We start from the raw sequence: 20,540 nt of genomic DNA on the forward strand, positions 1-20,540 counted from the left end.
ACCGTCCGGCTGGAGGACTGGGTCTTGGAATTGCTCGGGAACCTGTTCGATCGCCTGCTGGCCGTGCCGGGCTATGTGCTGCCCTTCGTCGTCGGGCTCGGGCTGCTGGTCTTCATCCATGAGCTCGGCCATTACCTCGCCGCCCGCTGGCGCGGCGTGCATGCCGAGGTCTTCTCCATCGGCTTCGGCCGGCCGCTGCTGCGCTGGACCGACCGCCGCGGCACGGAGTGGCGGATCGCCTGGATCCCGCTCGGCGGCTTCGTGAAGATGCATGGGCAGGAGACGCCGGAGGAGGCGCCGCCCGAGGTGCGCGCGACTTGGCAGCCCGGCCGCACCTTCCACGGCAAGTCGGTGGGCAGCCGCGCGATCGTGGTGGCGGCCGGGCCGATCGCCAATTTCCTCCTCGCCATCGTGCTGTTTGCCGTGCTGTTCACCGCCTATGGGCGGCCGGTGCCGGATGCCGGGCAGGCGACGGTGATCGCCCGCGTCGCGCCGGATTCGGCGGCGGCGCAGGCCGGGCTGCGGCGCGGCGACCGCATCCTCAGCATCGATGGGCAGCCGATCACCAGCTTCGAGGAGGTGCAGCGGCGGGTGCAGCCGCGCGCGAACGAGCGGGTGGACCTGCTCGTCGAGCGGGACGGCGCCTCGATCGAGGTGCCGGCGGTGCCGCGGGCCGAGCCGGACGGCAAGGGCCGCCTCGGCGTCACCGGCGGCGGCATCCGGCTCGAGCGGCTGGACCCGGCCACCGCCCTCGTCGCCGGCATCGAGCAGACCGCGGGCATCACCTGGCACACCCTGGTGGGCGTCGGCGAGATGATCACCGGCCAGCGCAGCGCCAAGGAGCTCGGTGGCCCGATTCGCATTGCCGAGGTCAGCGCCGAGGCCGCCCAGATGGGGCTCGACACCTTCATCAACCTGCTCGCCGTGCTCTCCGTCAGCCTCGGCCTGCTGAACCTCTTCCCCATCCCGGTGCTCGATGGCGGGCACCTGATGTTCTACGCGGCGGAGGCGATCCGCGGCCGGCCGCTGCCGCCGAAGGTGCAGGAATACGGCTTCCGCGCCGGATTCGCGCTGCTGATCGCGCTCTTCCTCTTCGCGTCGAGGAACGACATCGTCGAGGGCGGCATCGGCCGCTTCGTCGCCGGCCTGCTCGGCTGAAGCCGCCGCCGCCGGGCCACACCGGCGGCGATCCGGACCGCGGGCGCAGCGGGTGGGGTGGCGGCCCCGGGGGGCTGCGGCTATTGTCCGCACCGCCTGCGAACCGCCAGCCACGGGTCCGAACTTGTCCCCACTCTTGCGTGCCCTCCTGCTCGCCTCCGTCAGCCTCGCGCCGACCCTGCTGCCCGCGCTGGCCGAGGCGCAGCCGCGGCCCCGCAGCGTGCCCGCCGTGCGGGCCGCGCCGGAGGGCATCGTCCAGGCCATCGACGTCCGCGGCAACCAGCGCATCGAGGCGGATACCGTCCGCTCCTACATGCTGCTGCAGCCGGGCGACCGCTTCGATGCCGACCGGCTGGACCGCAGCCTGAAGTCGCTCTTCGCCACCGGCCTGTTCAAGGACGTGCAGGTGCGGCGCGAGGGCAGCCGCGTGGTGGTCGAGGTCGTCGAGAACCCGATCGTCAATCGCGTCGCCTTCGAGGGCAACCGCAAGATCTCGGACGACGTGCTGCGCGGCGAGGTGCAGATGCGCAGCCGCGCGGTCTTCACGCCGCAGGCGGTGCAGGCCGACCGCCAGCGCATCCAGGAGCTCTATGCCCGCCGCGGCCGCTTCGCCGCGGTGGTCGAGCCGAAGCTCATCCAGCTCGACCAGAACCGCGTCGACGTCGTCTACGAGATCCAGGAGGGCGATGCCGCCCTGATCGCCCGCATCAACTTCGTCGGCAACCGCGAGTACAGCGACACCCGGCTGAAGGAGGTGGTGGCGACCAAGGAGCAGGCCTGGTACCGGCTCTTCTCCTCCTCCGACCAGTTCGACCCGGAGCGGCTGTCCTTCGACCGCGAGCTGCTGCGCCGGTTTTACCTCAGGAACGGCTATGCCGACGTGCAGGTGACCAACGCGACGGCGGAGCTCGCGCCCGACCGCGGCGGCTTCTTCGTCACCTATACGATCGAGGAGGGGCCGCGCTACCGGGTCGGCAAGGTCGACGTCGTCTCCAACCTGCGCAACCTCGATGCCGCGAATGTCTCGCGCCTCGTCACCATCGAGGAGGGCGACTGGTACGACGGCGACAGCGTCGAGCGCGTGGCGCAGGAGCTGCAGGACGCGGCCAACCTGCGCGGCTTCCCCTTCGTCGACGTGCAGCCGCGGATCCAGCGCAACCGCGCGGACCGGCGGGTCGACCTGACCTTCGAGATCAACGAATCGCCGCGGGTCTATGTCGAGCGCATCGACATCAACGGCAATACCCGCACGCAGGACCGCGTCATCCGCCGCGAGTTCCGGCTGACCGAGGGCGACGCCTTCAACGCCGCGCAGATCCGGCGCAGCCGCCAGCGCATCCGCGACCTCGGCTACTTCTCCGACGTGCAGGTCAGCTCCTCGCCCGGCTCCGCCCCGGACCGCGCGATCCTGAACACGCAGGTGACCGAACGCGCGACCGGCGAGGTCTCGGTCGGCGGCGGCTACTCGACGGATGCGGGCGCGCTGGCCGATGTCGGCCTGCGCGAGCGCAACCTGCTCGGCACCGGCATCGATGCGCGCATCAACGGCACGCTGGCGCAGCGGCGCAGCCAGCTCGACTTCTCGGTCACCGATCCCTACTTCCTCGACCGCAACCTCGCCGCCGGCCTCGACATCTTCTTCGTCCAGCGGAACCTGCTGAACATCTCGGCCTACCGCGAGCGGCGCGCCGGCTTCGCGCTGCGTGCCGGCTACGCCTTCAACGACCGGCTGCGGCAGACCTGGGCCTATACCCTGACGGACCGCGAGGTCTACGACGTCGCGGCCAACGCCTCGCCCTACATCCAGGAGCAGAAGGGCGAGACGCTGCTGTCGCAGATCGGCCAGACCCTGACCTACGACTTCCGCGACTCGATCATCGATCCGCGGCGCGGCGGCGTGGCCCGGCTCGGCACCGACTTCGCCGGCCTCGGCGGCGACGTGGCCTATCTGCGCGCCCGCCTCGACGGCAGCTACTACATCCCCTTCGAGCAGTATTTCGGCGACCCGGACTACGTGCTCTCGATCTCCGGCAGCATTGGCTACCTCGATCCGCTGTTCGGCAAGCGCGAGCGCATCATCGACCGCTTCTTCCTCGGCGGCGAGAACCTGCGCGGCTTCCGGATCGCCGGCGCCGGCCCGCGCGACACGAATACGCGGGACAGCCTCGGCGGCCGCTTCCTCTGGACCCAGAGCACCGAGTTGCGCTACCCGCTGCCGCTGCCCGCGGAGCTCGGGCTGGTCGGGCGCGCCTTCGTCGATGTCGGCTCGCTCTCGCAGCTCGACCGGAGCGCGCCGATCCTCCGGGGCGTTCCGGTCGCCGACGACGCCTCGCCGCGGGTCGGCGCCGGCGTCGGCATCTCCTGGCGGAGCCCCTTCGGCCTGATCAACATCGACCTGGCCCAGGCCGTGGTGAAGAAGTCCTACGACGAGACGCAGGTCTTCCGCTTCGGCTTCGGCACCCGCTTCTGACCACGGGAATCGCGATCCTCATGCGCCTCCAGCCCGCCCCGGCCCGCCTGGCCACCCTGCGAGCCGCCGCGGCGGCCGCCGCCCTCCTGCTCGCGGCGCCCGCCCTGGCGCAGCAGGATCCGGGCTATTTCATCCCGCCGGGCCAGCAGCGGCCCCAGGCCCAGCCGCAGCGCCCGGCCCAGGCGCAGCAGCCGCAGCGCCCGCCGCAGCAGGCCGCCCGGTCGCTGCCGGCCGGCCAGCAGCCGCCCGCCGCGGTCATCGGCATCGTCGACGTGCCGGAGATCCAGCGCGTCTCCACCGCCTTCAGCCAGGTTCGCGACGAGATCGAGCGCCGCCGCCAGCGGCTGAACGACGACCTGCAGCGCGAGCAGAACAACTGGCGCGAGCAGCAGCAGCAGCTTGCCAACCAGCGTTCCTCCCTGCCGCCGGAGCAATTGCGCGAGCGCGAGCGCGCCCTGCAGGACCGCATCACCGACAGCCAGCGGATCTTCCGCGAGCGCAGCCGCAACATCGAGCAGGCGGCGCAGCAGGCGCTGCAGGAGATCGAGCAGGGGCTCGGCACCGTCATCCGCCAGGTCGCGGCGAGCCGCAACGTCAACCTGGTGCTGCCGCGGCCGCTGGTGATCTACAACGACCCGCCCTTCGACCTGACGGAGGAGGTGGCGACGCAGTTCAACAAGGTGCTGAAGAGCGTGACCATGCCGCCCGAGGCGGCGGTCGGCGAGGCACCGGCCGCGGCGGCGAATGCCCCGCGCCCCGCGCCCGCCGCGCAGCCGGCCCAGCCGCAGCAGCGGCGCCAGCAATAGGGGCGCCGCCATGGCGGATCCGCGCTTCTTCGCCTCCAGCGGCCCGCAGCGGCTGGCGGATATCGCGGCCGCCGCGGGGGCGCGCTTCGAGGGCGATGGCGAGCGGCGCTTCAGCGGCGTCGCCCCGTTGCAATCGGCCGGGCCGGACGATGTCAGCTTCCTCGACAACCGCCGCTACGCGCCGCTGCTGCAGGAGACGAAGGCGGGCGCCATCGTCCTCGCCCAGGCCTTCGCCGGGGAGGTGCCGGCGGGCAGCGTCGCGCTGGTCACCGCTGCGCCCTACCTCGGCTTCGCCCGGGTGGCGCGGCTGCTGCACCCGCTGCCGGCGCCGGTGCCGGGCATCCACCCGACGGCGGTGGTGGCGCCCGATGCCGTGGTCGGGGAAGGGACGGAGATCGGCCCCTATGCGGTGGTCGGCGCCGGCGCGCGCATCGGCCGCGGCTGCATCCTCCATGCCCATGTCACGGTCGGGCCCGCGGTCGAGATCGGCGATGGCTGCCGGCTGCATCCTCACGTCAGCGTCAGCCACGCCGTCCTGGGCGAGGGCGTGGTGCTGCATCCCGGGGCGCGGATCGGGCAGGAGGGCTTCGGATTCGCCCCCACCCCGGACGGGCGGTTCGAGACCATGCCGCAACTCGGCCGCGTGCTGCTCGGCGATTTCGTCGAGGTCGGGGCGAATTCCTGCGTCGACCGCGGCAGCCAGGGCGACACGGTGCTCGGCCCGGGCACCCGCCTCGACAACCTGGTGCAGATCGGGCACAACGTGCGCACGGGGCGCGGCTGCGTCGTGGTGGGGCAGGCCGGGATCTCCGGTTCCACCACGCTCGAGGACTTCGTCACCATCGCGGCACAGGCGGGGCTGACGGGCCATCTCCGCATCGGCGCGCAGGCACGCATCGGCGCCCAGGCCGGCGTCATGAACGACGTGCCGGCGAAGACCGATGTGATCGGCAGCCCGGCCATGCCCGTCCGCGAATTCTGGCGCGCGACGTCCTGGCTGCGAAAGATGAGCGCGCGGCGCGAGAGCGAGGGGAAGGCAGGCTAGAGCAATGGTTGCGAGCGAGGCGCAGGCGGCGGAGACCGCGAGCGCGGCGGCGGTTGAAGCCTACGACATCGCGCAGATCATGCGCGCCATCCCGCACCGCTATCCCTTCCTGATGGTGGACCGCGTGGTCGAGGTGGTGAAGAACGCCTCCGCGGTCGGCATCAAGAACGTCACCATCAACGAGAACTACTTCCAGGGCCATTTCCCCGAGCATCCCGTGATGCCGGGCGTCCTGATCATCGAGTGCATGGCCCAGACCGCCGCCGTCCTGGTGGTGGAGACGCTGGGCCCCGAGGCGCGAGGCAAGCTCGTCTACTTCATGACCGTCGAGAACGCGAAATTCCGCAAGCCCGTGGTGCCGGGCGACCAGATGCGCGTGCAGGTCGTGAAGGAGAAGCAGCGCGGCAACATCTGGAAATTCACCGCCGAAGCCAAGGTGGATGGGAAGGTGGTGGCGGAAGCCACCTATGCAGCGATGATCCTCGACCGTTGAACGCCTTGCCCCCCAAGACCGCGAAGGGCATCGACCCGACCGCGATCGTCGCGCCGGGCGCGGCCATCGCCGATGGTGCCGTGATCGGCGCCGGCGTCCGCATCGGACCTTTCTGCAGCATCGGGCCGGAGGTGGTGCTGGAGGCGGGCGTCGAGCTCGTCTCGCATGTCGTCGTCGAGGGCGCGACGCGCATCGGCGCCGGGACGCAGGTGCTGCCCTTCGCCTCCATCGGCACCCCGCCGCAGGACCTGAAGTACAAGGGGGAGCCGACGCGCTGCGAGGTCGGGCCGAAATGCCTGATCCGCGAGGGCGTCACCATCCACCGTGCCAGCGTCGGCGGCAGCGGCGTGACGAAGGTCGGCGCCGGTTGCATGCTGATGGCCATGGCGCATGTCGCGCATGACTGCCTGGTCGGGGAGGGCGTGATCCTCGCCAACAACGTCATGCTCGGCGGCCATGTCTGGGTGGGCGACGGCGCCTTCGTCGGCGGCGGCGCGGCGGTGCACCAGACCGTGCGCATCGGCCGCCTCGCCATGGTCAGCGGCCTCGCCGGCGTCACCAACGACATCCCGCCCTTCGGCTATGTCTTCGGCCTGCCCGCGCGCCTCGTCGGCTTCAACAAGATCGGCCTGCTGCGCCGCGGCGCCTCGCGCGACCAGCTCCGCACGCTCCGCGTCGCCAACAACCTGCTCTTCAAGGACCCCGGCGAGTTCGCGGCCAAGCTCGAGCAGGCCGAGCAGCGCTGGCCGGACGAGCCGCTGGTGCAGGAGGTCGTCGCCTTCGTGCGCGACGCGACGCGCCGCCGCCAGCTCGTCCGCCCCGGCCGCATGGCCGCGCCCGAGCTCGGCGGCGTGGACGAGGAGAACGGGGACGGGGCGTGAGGGGAGGGGGCGACCCACCCGCGCGATGACCCTCCCGCTTGGCATCCTCGCCGGCGGCGGCGACGTGCCGCTGCAGGTTGCCCGGGCCGCGCGCGCGGCCGGGCGGCCGGTGCAGGTCGTGGCGCTCGATGGCTGGGCCGATCAGGACTGGCGCGACTTTCCCGTCCTGCGCGAGAGAGTCGGCGCCGCCGGCCGCATCCTCGGCCATCTGCGCCGCGCCGGCGTGCGGCAGATCGTCATGACCGGCCGCGCCCAGCGGCCGGGCGTCCTCTCGCTCCGGCCGGACGCGGCCGGGGCAAGGTTGCTCGCCCGCATCGGCCGGGCCTATTTCGCCGGCGACGACGGACTGCTGCGCGCGGTTGCCCGCGCGCTGGAGGAGGAGGGCTTCGAGATCGTCGCCGCGCACGACATCCTGCGCGACATCCTGCCGGAGGCCGGGCTGCTGACCCGCACCGCGCCGGATGCGACGGCCCGCGCCGACATCGCGCGCGGCATCGCCGTGGTCCGGGCGCTGGGCGCCGTCGATGTCGGCCAGGGCGCCGTGGTGCAGCAGGGCCTCGTCCTCGGCGTCGAGGCGATCGAGGGCACGGATGCGCTGCTCGCGCGTTGCGCCGGCCTGCGCCGGGAGGGACCGGGCGGCGTGCTGGTCAAGCTGGTCAAGCCCGGGCAGGATCGCCGCCTCGACCTGCCGACGGTGGGCCCGGGGACGGTGCGCGGCGCGGCGGAGGCCGGGCTGGCGGGCATCGCGATCGAGGCCCGTGGTACCATCCTGGTGGACCGCGCGCGGACCGTGGCGGCGGCGGATGCGGCGGGGCTCTTCCTGCTCGCCATCGACCCCGACAACTTCAAGGAGACGGAGAGGACGCCATGAGCAAGTTCCTGCACACCATGATCCGCGTCGGCAATCTCGACCGCAGCGTGAAGTTCTACACCGAGCTCCTGGGCATGAAGGAGCTGCGCCGCCGCGACGTGCCCGACGGCAAGTACACCCTCGCCTTCCTCGGCTATGGCGAGGGCAATGCCGAGGGCCAGGCGGAGATCGAGCTGACCTACAACTACGGCACCGAGAAGTACGAGCAGGGCAATGCCTTCGGCCATCTCGCCCTCGGCGTGCCGGACGTCGCCGCGGCCTGCGAGAAGGTGCGCACCGGCGGCGGCAAGGTGACGCGGGAGGCCGGGCCGGTGAAGTTCGGCACCACCATCATCGCCTTCGTCGAGGATCCGGACGGCTACAAGATCGAGCTGATCCAGCGCTGACCCAGGCCTGAGCAAGGAGGCTGCCGGCCGCGCATGTCGGGCCTTGTCGATCCTTTCGGCCTGCTGCGCGATGCGGCCTACGGGGCGGAGCGGTTCGGCCGCTCCCTCATCGGGCAGGAGCGCATCCGCCTCGCCGTCACCGGCCTGACGCGGGCGGGCAAGACGGTCTTCCTCACCTCGCTGCTGGCGAACCTGCTGGCGGCGGGGCGCGGTCGGCGGACGCTGCCGGCGCTGGAGCAGGTGGCGGGCGGCCGGCTGCGGGCGGTCAGGCCCGTGCCGCCGGCGCTCGGCGGGCTGCCGCGCTTCGACGTGGAGGGGCACCTCGCCGCCCTCGCCGCCAACCCGCCGGCCTGGCCGGCGCGGACGGAGGACCTCTCGACGCTCGAGCTGGTGCTGGAGCTCGACCGGCAGAGCCTCTTCGCCGGGCTGCTCGGCACGCGGACGGTGACGCTCGAGCTGCTGGACTATCCCGGCGAGTGGCTGCTGGACCTGCCCATGCTGCGGCAGGATTTTTCCGCGTGGTCGGAGATGACGCTCGCGCGCATGCGGCGCGGGGCGCGGGCCGAGGTCTCGGCCGAGTTCCTCGCCTTCCTCGACGGCCTGCCGGCCTATGCCGCGGCCGAGCCGGCGCTGGTGCGGCGCGGCGCGGCGCTCTACCGCGATTCGCTCCGCGCCTGCCGCGACCGGCTCGGCTTCCGCTTCCTGCAGCCCGGGCGGCTGCTGAACCCGGGCCCGCGCGGCGAGACCCGCGCGATGCAGTTCTTCCCGGTGCCGGCGACGCTGCAGGGCGAGCTGGCCGACCGCATGGCGGAGCGCCACGCCGCCTATGTCGAGGCGCAGCGCAATGAATTCTTCGAGCCCTATTTCCGCCGCTTCGAGCGGCAGGCGGTGCTGGTCGATGTCCTCGGCGCGCTGCATGCCGGGCGCGACGCCTTCGAGGACACCGCCGATGCGCTCGCCGCCATCGCCGAGGCGCTGCGCTATGGCGGCGGCTGGCTGGACTGGCTGACCGGCGTCGGCGTCGACCGCGTCGCCTTCGTCGCCACCAAGGCGGACCATGTGCCGGCGCGGCAGCGCGATGCGCTGGCGGCGCTCCTCGGGCATCTGGTCAAGCAGCCGCAGGGTCGCGTCGACAGCGCCGGCGTCACGACCAGCGTGCATGCGCTCGCCTCCATCCGCTGCACCGAGGACGACGTGGCGACCCTCGATGGCCGCCCGGTCGCCGCGGTGCGCGGCGTGCTGCTGGCGAACCGCCGCGCCGCCAAGGTCTATCCCGGCGAGATCCCGCTGCGCCCGCCCGAGCCGGGCTTCTGGGAGCACGGCTTCTTCGAGATGCCGGAGTTCCAGCCGCCGCGCCTGGACCCCGCCGGCGGCGCCGGCGTTCCGCATCTCGAGCTGGATGCGCTGGTGGCGGCGCTGATCGGAGACGTGCTGTGAGCGACCAGAACGCGCCGCGTGGCCCGCGGGTGATCCTGGAGGAGGACAAGCCCGCGCAGCGCCTCGACTTCCAATGGGAGCAGGCGGTGGTGCCGGTCGCCGAGGCGCGGCCGCGGGTGAACTGGTCCGGCATCGGCCGAGTGCTCGGCGGCGGGGCGCTGCTGGTCGGCGGCATCGGGCTGATCGATGCGGTGAACTTCGTCCAGGACCAGTTCCTGCGCGGCCCGGTCGAGGGGCTGGTGACCACCGGCGTCGTCGCCGGCGGCCTGGCGCTCGCCCTCTCCGGAATCTGGCGGGAGTTCCGCGGCCTCGCCTCCATCCGCAACGTCGATCATGCCCGCGCCGCCTTCGCGCGCGGCGATCTCTCGACCGCGAAGGCGGAGGCGCAGCGCTGGGCCGCCTCGGTGCCGGAGGGCGCGGTGCTGAAGGACCGCATCCGCGCGGCGCGCACGGTGGACGAGTTGCAGCTTGTCCTGCAGCCGGCGATGCAGGCGCTCGAGGCGCGCGCGGCGTCGCTCGGCCGCACGGCGGCGATGCAGGCCTTCTCCGTCACCGCCATCAGCCCCTCGCCCGGGCTGGATGCGCTGGTCTTCACCTGGCGCGGGGTGCGGCTGGTGCGGCAGGTCGCCTCCCTGCACGGGCTGCGGCCCGGGCTCTTCGGCACGCTCGCGCTGCTGCGGCGGACGCTGTGGGATGCGGCGACGGTGGCGGCGACGGATGTGGTGCTGGATGCCGGCGCGCGGGCGCTGCTGTCCAACCCGCTGCTGCAGCAATTCGCCGGCGAGGTCGGCGCCGGCGCCGTCGCGGTGCGGCGGATGCTGCGGCTGGCGAAGGTCTCGGCCGAGGCCTGCCGGATCACGCCGGTGAACTGATCATTCCACCTTGATCCCGGCACGCTGCACGAGGTCGCGCCATTGCGCGATCTCGCGCCGGACCATCGCCGCATACTCTTCCGGCCCGCCGGCGACGACGCTGTAGCCCTGTGCCTCCAGCTTCGGCTTCAGCGGCGCCTCCCGCGCCGGGGCGAGCAGCAGCGCATGCAGCCGCGCCATGATCGCCGGCGGCAGGCCGGGCGGGGTGATGAAACCCCAGATCCCCAGCACGTCCACCGCGGGCAGGCCGGCCTCGGCCATGCTCGGCACCTCGGGCAGCAGCGGCGCGCGCGCGGCGCCGGTCACCGCCAGCGCCCGCAGCCGGCCGGACTGCACATGCTGCAGGGAGGAGGAAAGGGCGACGAAGCCATAGGGCGTGTCGCCCGCAGCCAGCGCGGCAAGCTGCGGCCCGCCGCCGCGATAGCCGACCGGCGTGATCTCACGGCCCGACGCCATCTGGAACTGCACCAGGGCGAGGTGGGTGGGCGCGCCGATGCCGCCATGCGAGATGCCGAGGCCGGGCCTGGCCGTCGCCTCCGCCAGCACCTCCGCCACGCTGCGCGCCGGGGCGGCGGGATGCGCCAGCAGCAGCGCCGGCGAGGTCACGGCGAGGCCGAGGAAGCCGAGGTCGCGCTCCGTATCGTAGGGCAGGCGGTCGCCGATCAGCGCCGGGTTCACCAGCAGGGCGTTGTCGTTGGTGCCGAGGGTATAGCCATCGGGCGCGGCGGTCGCGACCGCCTGGGTCCCCGGCACGGTGGCGCCGCCGCCGCGGTTCTCCACGACGAAATTCTGGCCGGAGACCTCCGAGGCGTGCTGCGCCAGGATGCGGGCGACGATGTCGCTGGAGCCGCCGGGGCCATAGGGCACGACGATCCGCACCGTGCGCGCGGGGAAGGGCGTGGTCTGCGCGCGCGCCATGCCGGGCGTAAGGGCGAGGGCGGCGAGCAGGCCGCGGCGGCGCATCGCCCTAACCCTCCAGCCGGACATTGGCGATGCGTGCGACCTCGCGCCACTGCGCGATCTCGCGCCGGACGAAGGCGCCGAAGGCCTCCGGCGTGCCGGGCGCGACGGTGCCGCCGAGGTCGAGGAAGCGCGCCTGGACCGCCGGCTCGCGCAGGATGGCGTTCAGGTCGGCATTGACCTTCTGCAGGATGGGCTCCGGCAGGCCTGCGGGGCCGACGAGGCCTGTCCAGCCATAGGCGCCGTAGCCCGGCGCCACCGTCTCCGCGATGGTCGGCACATCGGGGAGTTGCGGCGCGCGGTCGGGTGTCGTCACCGCGATCGGGAGGATCCTGCCGGCCTGGATATGCGGCAGGGAGGAGGTGACGCTGTCGAACATCAGCGGCACGGTGCCGGCCAGCAGGTCCGCCATGGCCGGGCCGCTGCCGCGGTAATGCACCATGTTGAAGCGCGTGCCTGTGCGGTGCGCGAAGAGCTCCGCCGACATGTGCTGGCTGGTCGCCGGGCCGGCGGTCGCCAGGTCGATGCTGCCGGGCGCCGCCTTGGCGGCCGCGACCATCGCCTCCGCCGTGCGGTGCGGGAAGGCGGGATGCGCGACCAGCAGCAGCGGCAGGACGGCGACATTGCCGATGAAGGCGAAGTCGCGCTCGGCATCATAGGGGATGCGCGGCAGGACGGAGGGGTTGACGCCGAGCGTGCCAGAGGTGCCGGCGGTCAGCGTATAGCCGTCCGGCGCCGCCCGCGCGCCGGCCTCCAGCCCCGGGGCGCCGGCGCCGCCGCCGCGGTTCTCCACGACGACGCGCTGCGGCCAGCGCTTCGAGAATTCGTCGGCCAGGATGCGCGTCAGGATGTCGGCCGCCTGTCCCGGCGGGAAGGGGACGATGATGCGCACCGGCTTCTCCGGCCAGGGCGCTTGCGCCCGCGCGAGGCCCGGCGCGGCGAGCGCCGCGCCGAGGAGCAGCCGACGCCGGATCACGCCACCTGGTCCGCGAGGCGGTCGAGATGCGCCGCGGTATCGCCGAAGAGGTGCTCGATCACCATGACGCGGCGGAAGAAATGCCCGACGGCGTATTCCTCCGTCATGCCGATGCCGCCATGGAGCTGGATCGCCTGCTGCGACACGAAGCGGCCGGCCTGGCCGACCCCGACCTTGGCCATGGAGATCGCCCGCGCCCGTTCGGCCGCATCCTCCTCCTCGAGCGACATGGTGGCGAGCATCGCCATGGAGCGGCCCTGCTCCATGGCGACCAGCATCTCGGCGGCGCGATGTTGGAGTGCCTGGTTCTCGCCGATCGGCCTGCCGAACTGCACGCGGGTCTTGAGGTAGTCGAGCGTCATGGCCTGCATGGCCTCCATGCAGCCGATGACCTCGGCGGCGGTGGCGGCGATGCCGGCCTCCACCACCCGTTGCACCACGGAGAGCCCGTCATCCTTGATGCCGAGCAGCGCGTCGCGCGGTACGCGCACGTCGCTGAGGGAGAGCTCCGCGGCCTCCGTGCCGTCGCGCAGCCGGTAGCCGCGGCGGGCGAGGCCGGGCGCATCGGCATCCACCAGGAAGAGCGAGATGCCCTCCGCCTCGTCGCGGCCGCCGGCGGTGCGCGCGCTGACCACCAGCCGGTCGGCGGTCGCGCCGTGCAGGACGACGCTCTTCGCGCCCTCCAGCACGAAGCCGTCGCCGGCGGGCTTCGCCGTGGTCAGGATGTCGGTGATGTCGTAGCGCGCCTGCCGCTCGTAATGCGCGAAGGCGAGGCGGAGCGTGCCGGCGGCGATCTCCGGCAGCACCTCGCCCTTCTGCGCCTCGTTGCCCGCGAGGCGGAGGGCGGTGCCGCCCAGCACCACCGTCGCCAGATAGGGCTCCAGCACCAAATGGCGGCCGAAGGACTGCATCAGCAGCATGACGTCGACGGCGCCGCCGCTGAAGCCGCCATACTCCTCCGCGATCGGCAGGCCGAGCAGGCCGAGCTCGGCATACTTGTCCCAGAGCGGCTGGCTCCAGCCCTGCTCGGTCTTCAGCAGGGCGCGGCGCTGCTCGAAGGAATAGCTGTCGGAGAGCAGCCGGGTGACGCTCTCGGTCAGCAGGCGCTGGTCGTCGGTGAGGTCGAAATCCATCTCAGAGCCCCAGCACTGCCTTGTTCAGGATGTTCTTCTGGATCTCATTGGTGCCGCCATAGATCGAGGCGGCGCGCAGCATCAGGTAGGCCGGGGCCATCTGCGGCGCCCAGTCCGGGCCGATGGCGGGCTCGTTCGCCATCGCCGCCAGCTCCTGCTGCCAGACCGGCATGGCCTGCGGGCCGCCGACATCCATGACCAGTTCGCTGCTCGCCTGCAGCAGCTCCGTGCCCTTGATCTTGAGGACGGAGGAGAGCGGGTCGGGCCGGTTGCCGCCCGCCTTGGCATGGGCGGAGACGACGCGGAGCTGGGTGATCTCCAGCGCCTTCATGTCCACCTCGATCTGGGCGACGCGGGCGCGGAAGGCGCGATCCTCAATGAGGGGTTTGCCGTTCATCCGGACCTCGCGCGCCACCTCCTTGGCGAAGCGCACGCGCTCCTTGCTCTTGCCGAGGCGGGCGATGCCGGTGCGCTCGTTGCCCAGCAGGTACTTGGCAACGGACCAGCCCTTGTTCTCCTCGCCGACCAGGTTCTCCACCGGCACCTTCACGTCGGTGAAGAAGACCTCGTTCAGGTGGTGGCTGCCGTCGATGGAGATGATCGGTCGGACCTCGATGCCGGGCGTCTTCATGTCGATCAGCAGGAAGGAGATGCCGTCCTGCTTCTTCGCCGCGCCCGGGTTCGTCCGGACCAGGCAGAAGCACCAGTCGGCATTGTGCGCGGTGGAGGTCCAGATCTTCTGGCCATTGACGACGTAGTGGTCGCCTTCGCGCACCGCCCGGGTCTTCAGCCCTGCGAGGTCGGAGCCGGCGCCGGGCTCGGAGAAGCCCTGGCACCACCAGTCATCCAGGTTGCGGGCGCGCGGCAGGAAGCGCTGCTTCTGCGCCTCCGTCCCGAACTGGATCAGCACCGGGCCGAGCATGGTGACGTTGAAGGAGAGGATCTCGGGCGCCGGCGCCGAGAGGTTCTCCTCGAGGAAGATCATGCGCTGAATGGCGGTCCAGCCCGGCCCGCCGTACTCCTTCGGCCAGGAATAGGCCGCCCAGCCCTTCTCGTTCAGGATGCGCATCCAGGCGATGGTGTCCTGCTTCCGCGGCGGGTAGCCCAGCCGCATGCGCTCCCGGATCTCCTTGGGCAGGTGGTCCCGGATGAAGGCGCGCACCTCCTCGCGGAAGGTGGCTTCCTCGGGCGTGAATCGCAGGTCCATGGCCCGCTTCCTCCTGATGTCGTTGCCGGGGAGTGTGCGGCGGGCGGCGGTGGCGGGCAAGCCTCGGCTGGCGCAGGATGGGCGCCTGCGGAGGGAGGCTGAAATGGGCCAGTCCAATACGGTGCGGGTGGCGGTGCTGCCCGGCGACGGCATCGGCACGGAGGTGACCGAGGCGACGCTGGCGGTGCTGGAGAAGCTCACGAAGCGCCACGGCATCGGCATCGCGACCGAGGTGCTGCCGGCCGGCGCCTTCCACTACCGGGAAACCGGGGATGGCTTCCCCGAGAGCAGCTTCCGCGCGGCCGAGGCGGCGGATGCCATCCTGCTCGGCGCCATGGGCTGGCCGGGGATCCGCCAGGCGGACGGGACCGAGATCGCGCCGCAGCTCGACCTGCGGTTCCGGCTGAACCTCTATGCCGGGGTGCGGCCGGTGCGGGCCATACCGGGCGTGCCGGTGGCGCTGGCCGATCCGCGGGCGAAGGAGATCGACCTGGTCCTGATCCGGGAGAGCACGGAGGGGCTGTTCCACTCTCGCGGCAAGGGGCTGGTGACGGAGGACCTCGCCGAGGAGACGCTGCGCATCACGCGGGCGACCACCGAGAAGCTGTCGCGCTTCGCCTTCCGGCTCGCGCAGCGACGTGGCGCACAGCGCGGGCGCCAGCCGCGCGTCACGCTGGTGGACAAGGCCAATGTCTTCCGCGCCTTCGCCTTCATGCGCGGCGTCTTCGACGCGGTGGCGAAGGAGTTCCCCGGGGTGGAGAGCGCGCACCACTACGTGGACGCGATGGCGCTGGACCTGGTGCGCAAGCCCTGGGAGTTCGACGTGCTGCCCACGGAAAACATGTTCGGCGATATCCTCTCCGACCTCGGCGCCGGGCTGGTCGGCGGCATGGGCTTCTCGCCCTCCGCCGATATCGGCGACGAGCATGCGGTGTTCCAGCCGGCGCATGGCACGGCGCCGGACATCGCGGGGAAGGGCATCGCCAACCCGACGGCGACGCTGCTTTCCGCTTCGATGATGCTGGACTGGCTGGCTATGCGCGGGGCGGGGCAGGGCTTCGCCGATGCGGCGGGGGAACTCGGCAGCGCCGTGGACGCGGCCTTCGCCGCGGGCCTCAGGACCCACGACATCGGCGGCCGGGACGACACGGCCGATGTGGCGAAATCCGTCATGGCGCGGATCGGCGTGCCGTGATCACCAGGCGCGCGCTGCTGGACGGCGTGGCGGCCGCCGGCGGGGCGCGCGCCGCGATCGCGACCCTTGCGGCGCTGGGCGGGCTGCCGGCGACGCCGGCCGCGGCCGCCGCGCCCTCCCTGCCGCGCGACGGGCGGCGCGTGCTGGTGGTGGGCGGCGGCATCGCCGGCCTCGTCGCGGCTTACGAGATGCGCCGCGCGGGCTGGGAGGTGCGGGTGCTGGAGGCGGCGTCGAAGCCCGGTGGCCGCTGCATGACGCTGCGCGCCGGCGACACGGTGCAGGAGGCGGGCGGGCCGGTGCAGCGCGTCGCCTGGCCGGAGGCGCCGCACCTGTATCTCAACCCCGGGCCGGCGCGCATCCCGCACCACCATCGCGGCATCCTCGGCTACTGCCGCGCGCTCGGCGTGCCGCTCGAGGTGCTGGTGAACGAGAACCGCGCGGCGCTGGTGGAAAGCCCGGGCGGGCCGGTGCCGCTGCGGCGGCTGCAGGCCGACATGCGCGGGCTGGTCGCGGAACTCGCGGTGAAGGGCCTGGGCGCCGGTGGGCTGGCGATGCCGGTCTCGGAGGAGGACCTGGCCCGCCTGAGGGGCGCGCTGCGCTTCTGGGGCGGGCTGGATGCGGAGGCGCGCTACCGCGGCACGCCGCGGGCGGGCTGGGCGGAGGGGCCAGGCGCGGGCCTCGATCCGCCGAAGCCGCTCGGGCCGCTCGACCCGCGGGCGCTGATGGTGCCCGAGGTCTGGATGGCCGCGAGCTTCGCCGAGGGCATCGACTACCAGGCGACCATGCTGCAGCCGGTGGGCGGGATGGGTCGCATTGCCGCGGGCTTCGCGCGGGCGCTGGGCGATGCGGTGGTGACGGGGGCGGAGGTGGTCTCGCTGCGGCGCGTGGAGGGCGGCGCGCGCGTCACCTGGCGCGGCGCGGATGGCGCAATGCGGGAGGAGGTGGCGCCGCGCGTGTTGGTGGCGCTGCCGGCGCCGGTGCTGGCCTCGCTCGACACCGACTTCTCGGCGGAGCGGAAAGCGGCGCTGGCGGCGCTGCGCTATGCCCATGCCTGCAAGCTCGGCTTCTACGCGGCGCGGCGGTTCTGGGAGGAGGATGCGGCGATCTATGGCGGCATCTCCTGGACGCCGCGGGATGCGCTGCAGGTCTGGTATCCCTCGCACGGCTTCCATGCGGAGGGTGGGGTGCTGGTGGGCGCCTATATCTTCGACGGCCCCTCGGCGCAGCGCTTCGAGGCAGCGGCGCCCGAGGCGCGCGGCGCGGCCATGGCGGCGGACGGGGAGGGGCTGCACCCCGGCTATGCGAAGGCGGTCTCGGCGCCGGTCTCGGTCGCCTGGGGCCGGATGAAGCGGGCGGGCGGCGCCTGGGCGGAGTGGACCCGGCCGCAGCGCGCCTCGGAGTACCCGCTGTTGCGCGCGCCGGAAGGGCCCTACGTCTTCGCCGGCGAGTACCTGTCCTGGCTGACCGGCTGGCAGGAAGGTGCCGTGCTGTCGGCGTGGTCGGCGCTGGAAGACTTACAGAAATAGATGAGGGGGGCTTGGGGGGAGAATACCTTCTCCCCCCATGCTGTCACTCGGCGGGAAGTGGGACCGCGTTCGGCACGGCCTGACGCTTCGGCCTGCGCAGCGCCAGCGCATAGAGCGCCGGCACCACCAGCAGCGTCGCCAGCGTGCCCAGCGTCAGCCCGCCGATCATGGCGACCGCCATCGGCCCCCAGAAGACCGAGAGCGTCAGCGGCACGAAGGCGAGCACCGCGGCGAGCGCCGTCAGCACCACCGGCCGCGCCCGGCGCACCGTGCTCTCGATGATGGCGCGCCGCAGGGTCTCGCCGTGCTCGAGGTCCTGCCGCACCTGGTCCACCAGGATCACCGTATTGCGCATGATCATGCCGGCCAGCGCGATGACGCCGAGCAGGGCGACGAAGCCGAAGGGCTTGTCCATGGCCAGCAGAGCCGCCGCGGCGCCGGGGATGCCGAGCGGCGCGGTCGCCAGCACCAGGCCGACGCGGCCGAAATGGCGGAGCTGCCACATCAGCAGCAGCAGCATGGCGCCGATCATGACGGGGAAAAGGGCGTAAAGGGCGGCATTGGCCTTGCCGCTCTCCTCCGTCGCGCCGCCGGTGACGATGCGGACATCGGGCGGCAGCGCGGCGCGCAGCGCGTCGATGCGGGGCAGGGCGGCCTTGGTCACGTCCGGTCCCTGCAGCCCGTCCAGGATGTCGGCGCGGACGGTCAGGAACAGCTCGCGGTTGCGGCGCCAGAGGATGGGTTCCTCCATGACAGGCTCCAGCCGCGCGAGCTGGCTGAGCGGCACGGCGCCGGCGGGCGTCGAGATGCTGAGGTCGCCGAGCGAGGCGAGGGAGAGCCGCTCGGCGGCCGGGGTGCGGACGACCACGTCCACCAGGCGGTTGCCCTCGCGGAGCTGGGTCGCCGTGGTGCCCGAGAGCAGCGCCTGCAGGGATTGCGAGACGGCAGCCGGCGAGAGGCCGAGCTGCGCCAGCCTCTCCTGGTCGAGCGCGATGCGCACGCCCGGCGCCCGCTCGCTCCAGGAGAACTGCACGTCGCGGGTGCCCGGCGTCGCCCGCAGCGCGGCGGCGACGTCCTCGGCGACGCGGCGCAGGGTGTCGGGGTCCGGGCCATGGACGCGGAACTGCACGGGGAAGCCGACGGGCGGGCCGAATTCGAGGCGGGAGACGCGCATCCGCGCCTCGGGCACCGAGCCGTTCTGCGCCATGGCGCGGAGCTTCGCCAGCAGGCGCTCGCGGGCCTCCAGGTCGGTGGTCTGGATGACGAGCTTGGCGAAGGACTCGTTCGGCAGGTCGGGGTTCAGCGCCAGGAAGAAGCGCGGCGCGCCGGCGCCGAGATAGGTGGTGAAGCTGCGGGCATCCGGGTCGCCCTGCAGCGCGGCCTCCACCTTCTCCGCCGCGGCGCGGGTCGCCGGCACGCCGGCGCCCTGGCGGAGGTTGATGTCCACCAGCAACTCGAGCCGCGCGGAGGTCGGGAAGAACTGCTTCCGGGTCGCGGCCATGCCGGCGAAGCCCGCGGCCATGACGGCGAGGGTGCCGAGCAGCACGACGGCGCGGTGGTCCACGCACCAGCCGACCAGGCGGCGGAGGGCGCGGTAGGTGCGGCTGTCGTAGCCGTCATGGTGCCCCGTGCCCGGCTTCGGCGCCGGCAGCAGCTTCACGCCGAGCCAGGGCGTGAACAGCACGGCGACGAGCCAGGAGGCGAGCAGCGCCGTGCCGACCACCCAGAAGATGCCGCCCGCGTATTCGCCGGCGGTCGAGGCCGCGAAGCCCACGGGCAGGAAGCCCGCCACCGTCACCAGCGTCCCGAAGAGCATGGGGAAGGCGGTGGAGGACCAGGCGAAGGTCGCGGCGCGCACGCGGTCCCAGCCCTGCTCCAGCTTCACCGCCATGGCCTCGATGGCGATGATGGCGTCGTCCACCAGCAGGCCGAGCGAGAGGATCAGCGCGCCGAGGGTGATCCGCTCCAGCTCCATCCCCCAGGCCAGCATGACCAGGAAGACGATGGCGAGCGTCAGCGGGACGGAGAGCGCGACGATGATGCCGGCGCGGAAGCCGAGCGAGAGGAAGGAGACGACCATCACCACCGCCAGGGCGGCGACGAATTTCAGCAGGAACTCGCCGACGCTCTCCTCCACGACGGCGGGCTGGTCGGCGATCTTCGACAGTTCGAGGCCGACCGGCAGCTCCCGCTGCAGCCGCGCGATCTCGGCATCCACGTCGCGGCCGAGGGCGAGGACATCCACGCCCGCGCGCTTGGCGACGGCGACCAGCACGGCGGGCTTGCCCGCATGCCGGATCTGGCTGGCCGGCGGATCGGCGAGGCCGCGGCCGATCGTGGCGATGTCGCCGAGGCGGAGGGTGCGGCCGTTGCTCTCGACCGGCACGGCGCGGATGGCGGCCAGGCCGTCGAAGCCGGATTCGGTGCGGAGATAAATGCGGGAGGACGGCGTCTCGGCGACGCCCGCCGGCGCGACGGCGTTCTGCCGCGCCAGCGCGTCGAGGATGGCGGCGGGCTGCACGCCGAGCGTCGCCAGCCGGCCATGCGAGATGTCGACGAAGACGCGCTGCTGCTCCTCGCCGAGGATCGCCACCTTGCCGGCACCCTGCAGCCCGAGCAGGCGCAGTCGCACCTTCTCCGCCTGGCGCACCAGCTCGGCATTGTCGGCGCCGGTCAGCGCGATGACGACGGCATAGACGTCGGAATACTCGTCGTCGAAGAAGGGGCCCTGCACGCCGGCGGGCAGCAGGTGGCGGATGTCGCCGACCTTCTTGCGCACCTGGTACCACTGGTCCGCGACGGCCTTCGGCGGCGTCGTGTCGCGCAGCGTCACCGTCATGACGGCGGCGCCCGGGCGGGTGAAGGTCTGGACGTAGTCGAGGTACTGCAGGTCCTGCAGCCTGCTCTCGATCCGGTCGGCGACCTGGGCCTGCATCTCCTCGGCGGTCGCGCCGGGCCATTGGGCGGAGACGACCATGACCTTGATGGTGAAGCCCGGATCCTCGGCCCGGCCAAGGCGGAGGTAGGAGACGGCGCCGGCCGCGGCCAGCAGCAGGATGAGGAAGAGCGTCAGGGCGCCGTTGCGCACGCCCCAATCCGAGAGGTTGAAGCGCATCCGCGTCCT

Annotated in this window: 17 protein-coding genes; 12 read left to right on the forward strand and 5 right to left on the reverse strand. The window is 72.6% G+C overall.

What is annotated here, in order from left to right:
• Window positions 1-24: 24 nt before the first annotated feature.
• The 10 genes from rseP (at window position 25) to Q7A36_RS06345 (ending at window position 10,419) form a co-directional block, all read left to right on the forward strand.
• Complete coding sequence (rseP, locus tag Q7A36_RS06300; RefSeq protein ID WP_305102805.1) at window positions 25-1,158, forward strand: RIP metalloprotease RseP; 1,134 nt, start codon at window positions 25-27, stop codon at window positions 1,156-1,158.
• 124 nt (window positions 1,159-1,282) lie between these two features.
• Window positions 1,283-3,628: an outer membrane protein assembly factor BamA gene (gene bamA, locus Q7A36_RS06305; protein WP_305102806.1), complete on the forward strand. Its 2,346-nt coding sequence runs from the start codon at window positions 1,283-1,285 to the stop codon at window positions 3,626-3,628.
• A gap of 20 nt (window positions 3,629-3,648) precedes the next feature.
• Window positions 3,649-4,434 (forward strand): OmpH family outer membrane protein, encoded by a 786-nt coding sequence (locus Q7A36_RS06310; RefSeq protein ID WP_305102807.1) that lies wholly within the window; start codon window positions 3,649-3,651, stop codon window positions 4,432-4,434.
• 10 nt (window positions 4,435-4,444) lie between these two features.
• Window positions 4,445-5,479: a UDP-3-O-(3-hydroxymyristoyl)glucosamine N-acyltransferase gene (gene lpxD / locus Q7A36_RS06315; protein WP_305102808.1), complete on the forward strand. Its 1,035-nt coding sequence runs from the start codon at window positions 4,445-4,447 to the stop codon at window positions 5,477-5,479.
• 4 nt (window positions 5,480-5,483) lie between these two features.
• Window positions 5,484-5,972 carry a 3-hydroxyacyl-ACP dehydratase FabZ gene (gene fabZ / locus Q7A36_RS06320; RefSeq protein WP_305102809.1) on the forward strand — a complete coding sequence of 163 codons (489 nt, stop codon included), beginning with the start codon at window positions 5,484-5,486 and terminating at the stop codon, window positions 5,970-5,972.
• Window positions 5,969-6,853, forward strand: a complete 885-nt coding sequence (lpxA, locus tag Q7A36_RS06325; protein WP_305102810.1) for an acyl-ACP--UDP-N-acetylglucosamine O-acyltransferase — start codon at window positions 5,969-5,971, stop codon at window positions 6,851-6,853. The genes fabZ and lpxA overlap by 4 nt, the downstream gene beginning before the upstream one ends.
• A 25-nt stretch (window positions 6,854-6,878) precedes the next feature.
• Window positions 6,879-7,724, forward strand: coding sequence for an LpxI family protein (locus Q7A36_RS06330; protein WP_305102811.1), 846 nt, complete (start codon window positions 6,879-6,881; stop codon window positions 7,722-7,724).
• Window positions 7,721-8,110: a lactoylglutathione lyase gene (gloA, locus tag Q7A36_RS06335; RefSeq protein WP_305102812.1), complete on the forward strand. Its 390-nt coding sequence runs from the start codon at window positions 7,721-7,723 to the stop codon at window positions 8,108-8,110. The genes Q7A36_RS06330 and gloA overlap by 4 nt, the downstream gene beginning before the upstream one ends.
• A 33-nt stretch (window positions 8,111-8,143) precedes the next feature.
• Window positions 8,144-9,547, forward strand: a complete 1,404-nt coding sequence (locus Q7A36_RS06340) for a YcjX family protein (protein WP_305102813.1) — start codon at window positions 8,144-8,146, stop codon at window positions 9,545-9,547.
• Window positions 9,544-10,419 carry a DUF697 domain-containing protein gene (locus Q7A36_RS06345; protein ID WP_305102814.1) on the forward strand — a complete coding sequence of 292 codons (876 nt, stop codon included), beginning with the start codon at window positions 9,544-9,546 and terminating at the stop codon, window positions 10,417-10,419. The genes Q7A36_RS06340 and Q7A36_RS06345 overlap by 4 nt, the downstream gene beginning before the upstream one ends.
• Here Q7A36_RS06345 and Q7A36_RS06350 read toward each other — a convergent pair whose 3' ends face one another.
• Genes Q7A36_RS06350 through Q7A36_RS06365 form a run of 4 tightly spaced genes read right to left on the reverse strand, consistent with a single transcriptional unit; the run spans window position 10,420 to window position 14,695 of the window.
• Entirely contained in the window at window positions 10,420-11,382 is a 963-nt protein-coding gene (locus tag Q7A36_RS06350) for a Bug family tripartite tricarboxylate transporter substrate binding protein (RefSeq protein ID WP_305102815.1), read from the reverse strand. It lies immediately after the preceding gene.
• 4 nt (window positions 11,383-11,386) lie between these two features.
• On the reverse strand, window positions 11,387-12,355 hold the full coding sequence (locus tag Q7A36_RS06355) for a Bug family tripartite tricarboxylate transporter substrate binding protein (protein WP_305102816.1): 969 nt from the start codon (window positions 12,353-12,355) through the stop codon (window positions 11,387-11,389).
• The gene (locus tag Q7A36_RS06360; RefSeq protein WP_305102817.1) at window positions 12,352-13,488 is read right to left on the reverse strand and encodes an acyl-CoA dehydrogenase family protein; all 1,137 of its coding nucleotides are present in this window, start codon (window positions 13,486-13,488) and stop codon (window positions 12,352-12,354) included. The genes Q7A36_RS06355 and Q7A36_RS06360 overlap by 4 nt, the downstream gene beginning before the upstream one ends.
• 1 nt (window position 13,489) lies before the next feature.
• The gene (locus Q7A36_RS06365) at window positions 13,490-14,695 is read right to left on the reverse strand and encodes an acyl-CoA dehydrogenase family protein (protein WP_305102818.1); all 1,206 of its coding nucleotides are present in this window, start codon (window positions 14,693-14,695) and stop codon (window positions 13,490-13,492) included.
• Here Q7A36_RS06365 and Q7A36_RS06370 point away from each other — a divergent pair.
• Both Q7A36_RS06370 and Q7A36_RS06375 read left to right on the forward strand, forming a co-directional pair.
• Entirely contained in the window at window positions 14,694-15,890 is a 1,197-nt protein-coding gene (locus Q7A36_RS06370) for an isocitrate/isopropylmalate dehydrogenase family protein (protein WP_305102819.1), read from the forward strand. The genes Q7A36_RS06365 and Q7A36_RS06370 overlap by 2 nt on opposite strands.
• Window positions 15,887-17,416: a flavin monoamine oxidase family protein gene (locus tag Q7A36_RS06375; protein WP_305102820.1), complete on the forward strand. Its 1,530-nt coding sequence runs from the start codon at window positions 15,887-15,889 to the stop codon at window positions 17,414-17,416. The genes Q7A36_RS06370 and Q7A36_RS06375 overlap by 4 nt, the downstream gene beginning before the upstream one ends.
• 43 nt (window positions 17,417-17,459) lie before the next feature.
• Here the strand turns inward: Q7A36_RS06375 and Q7A36_RS06380 are convergent, their stop codons facing one another.
• On the reverse strand, window positions 17,460-20,531 hold the full coding sequence (locus Q7A36_RS06380) for an efflux RND transporter permease subunit (RefSeq protein ID WP_305102821.1): 3,072 nt from the start codon (window positions 20,529-20,531) through the stop codon (window positions 17,460-17,462).
• Window positions 20,532-20,540 lie beyond the last annotated feature (9 nt).

Origin of the sequence: Paracraurococcus lichenis (assembly GCF_030657435.1) — a bacterium.
Classification (GTDB): Bacteria; Pseudomonadota; Alphaproteobacteria; order Acetobacterales; family Acetobacteraceae; genus Paracraurococcus; species Paracraurococcus lichenis.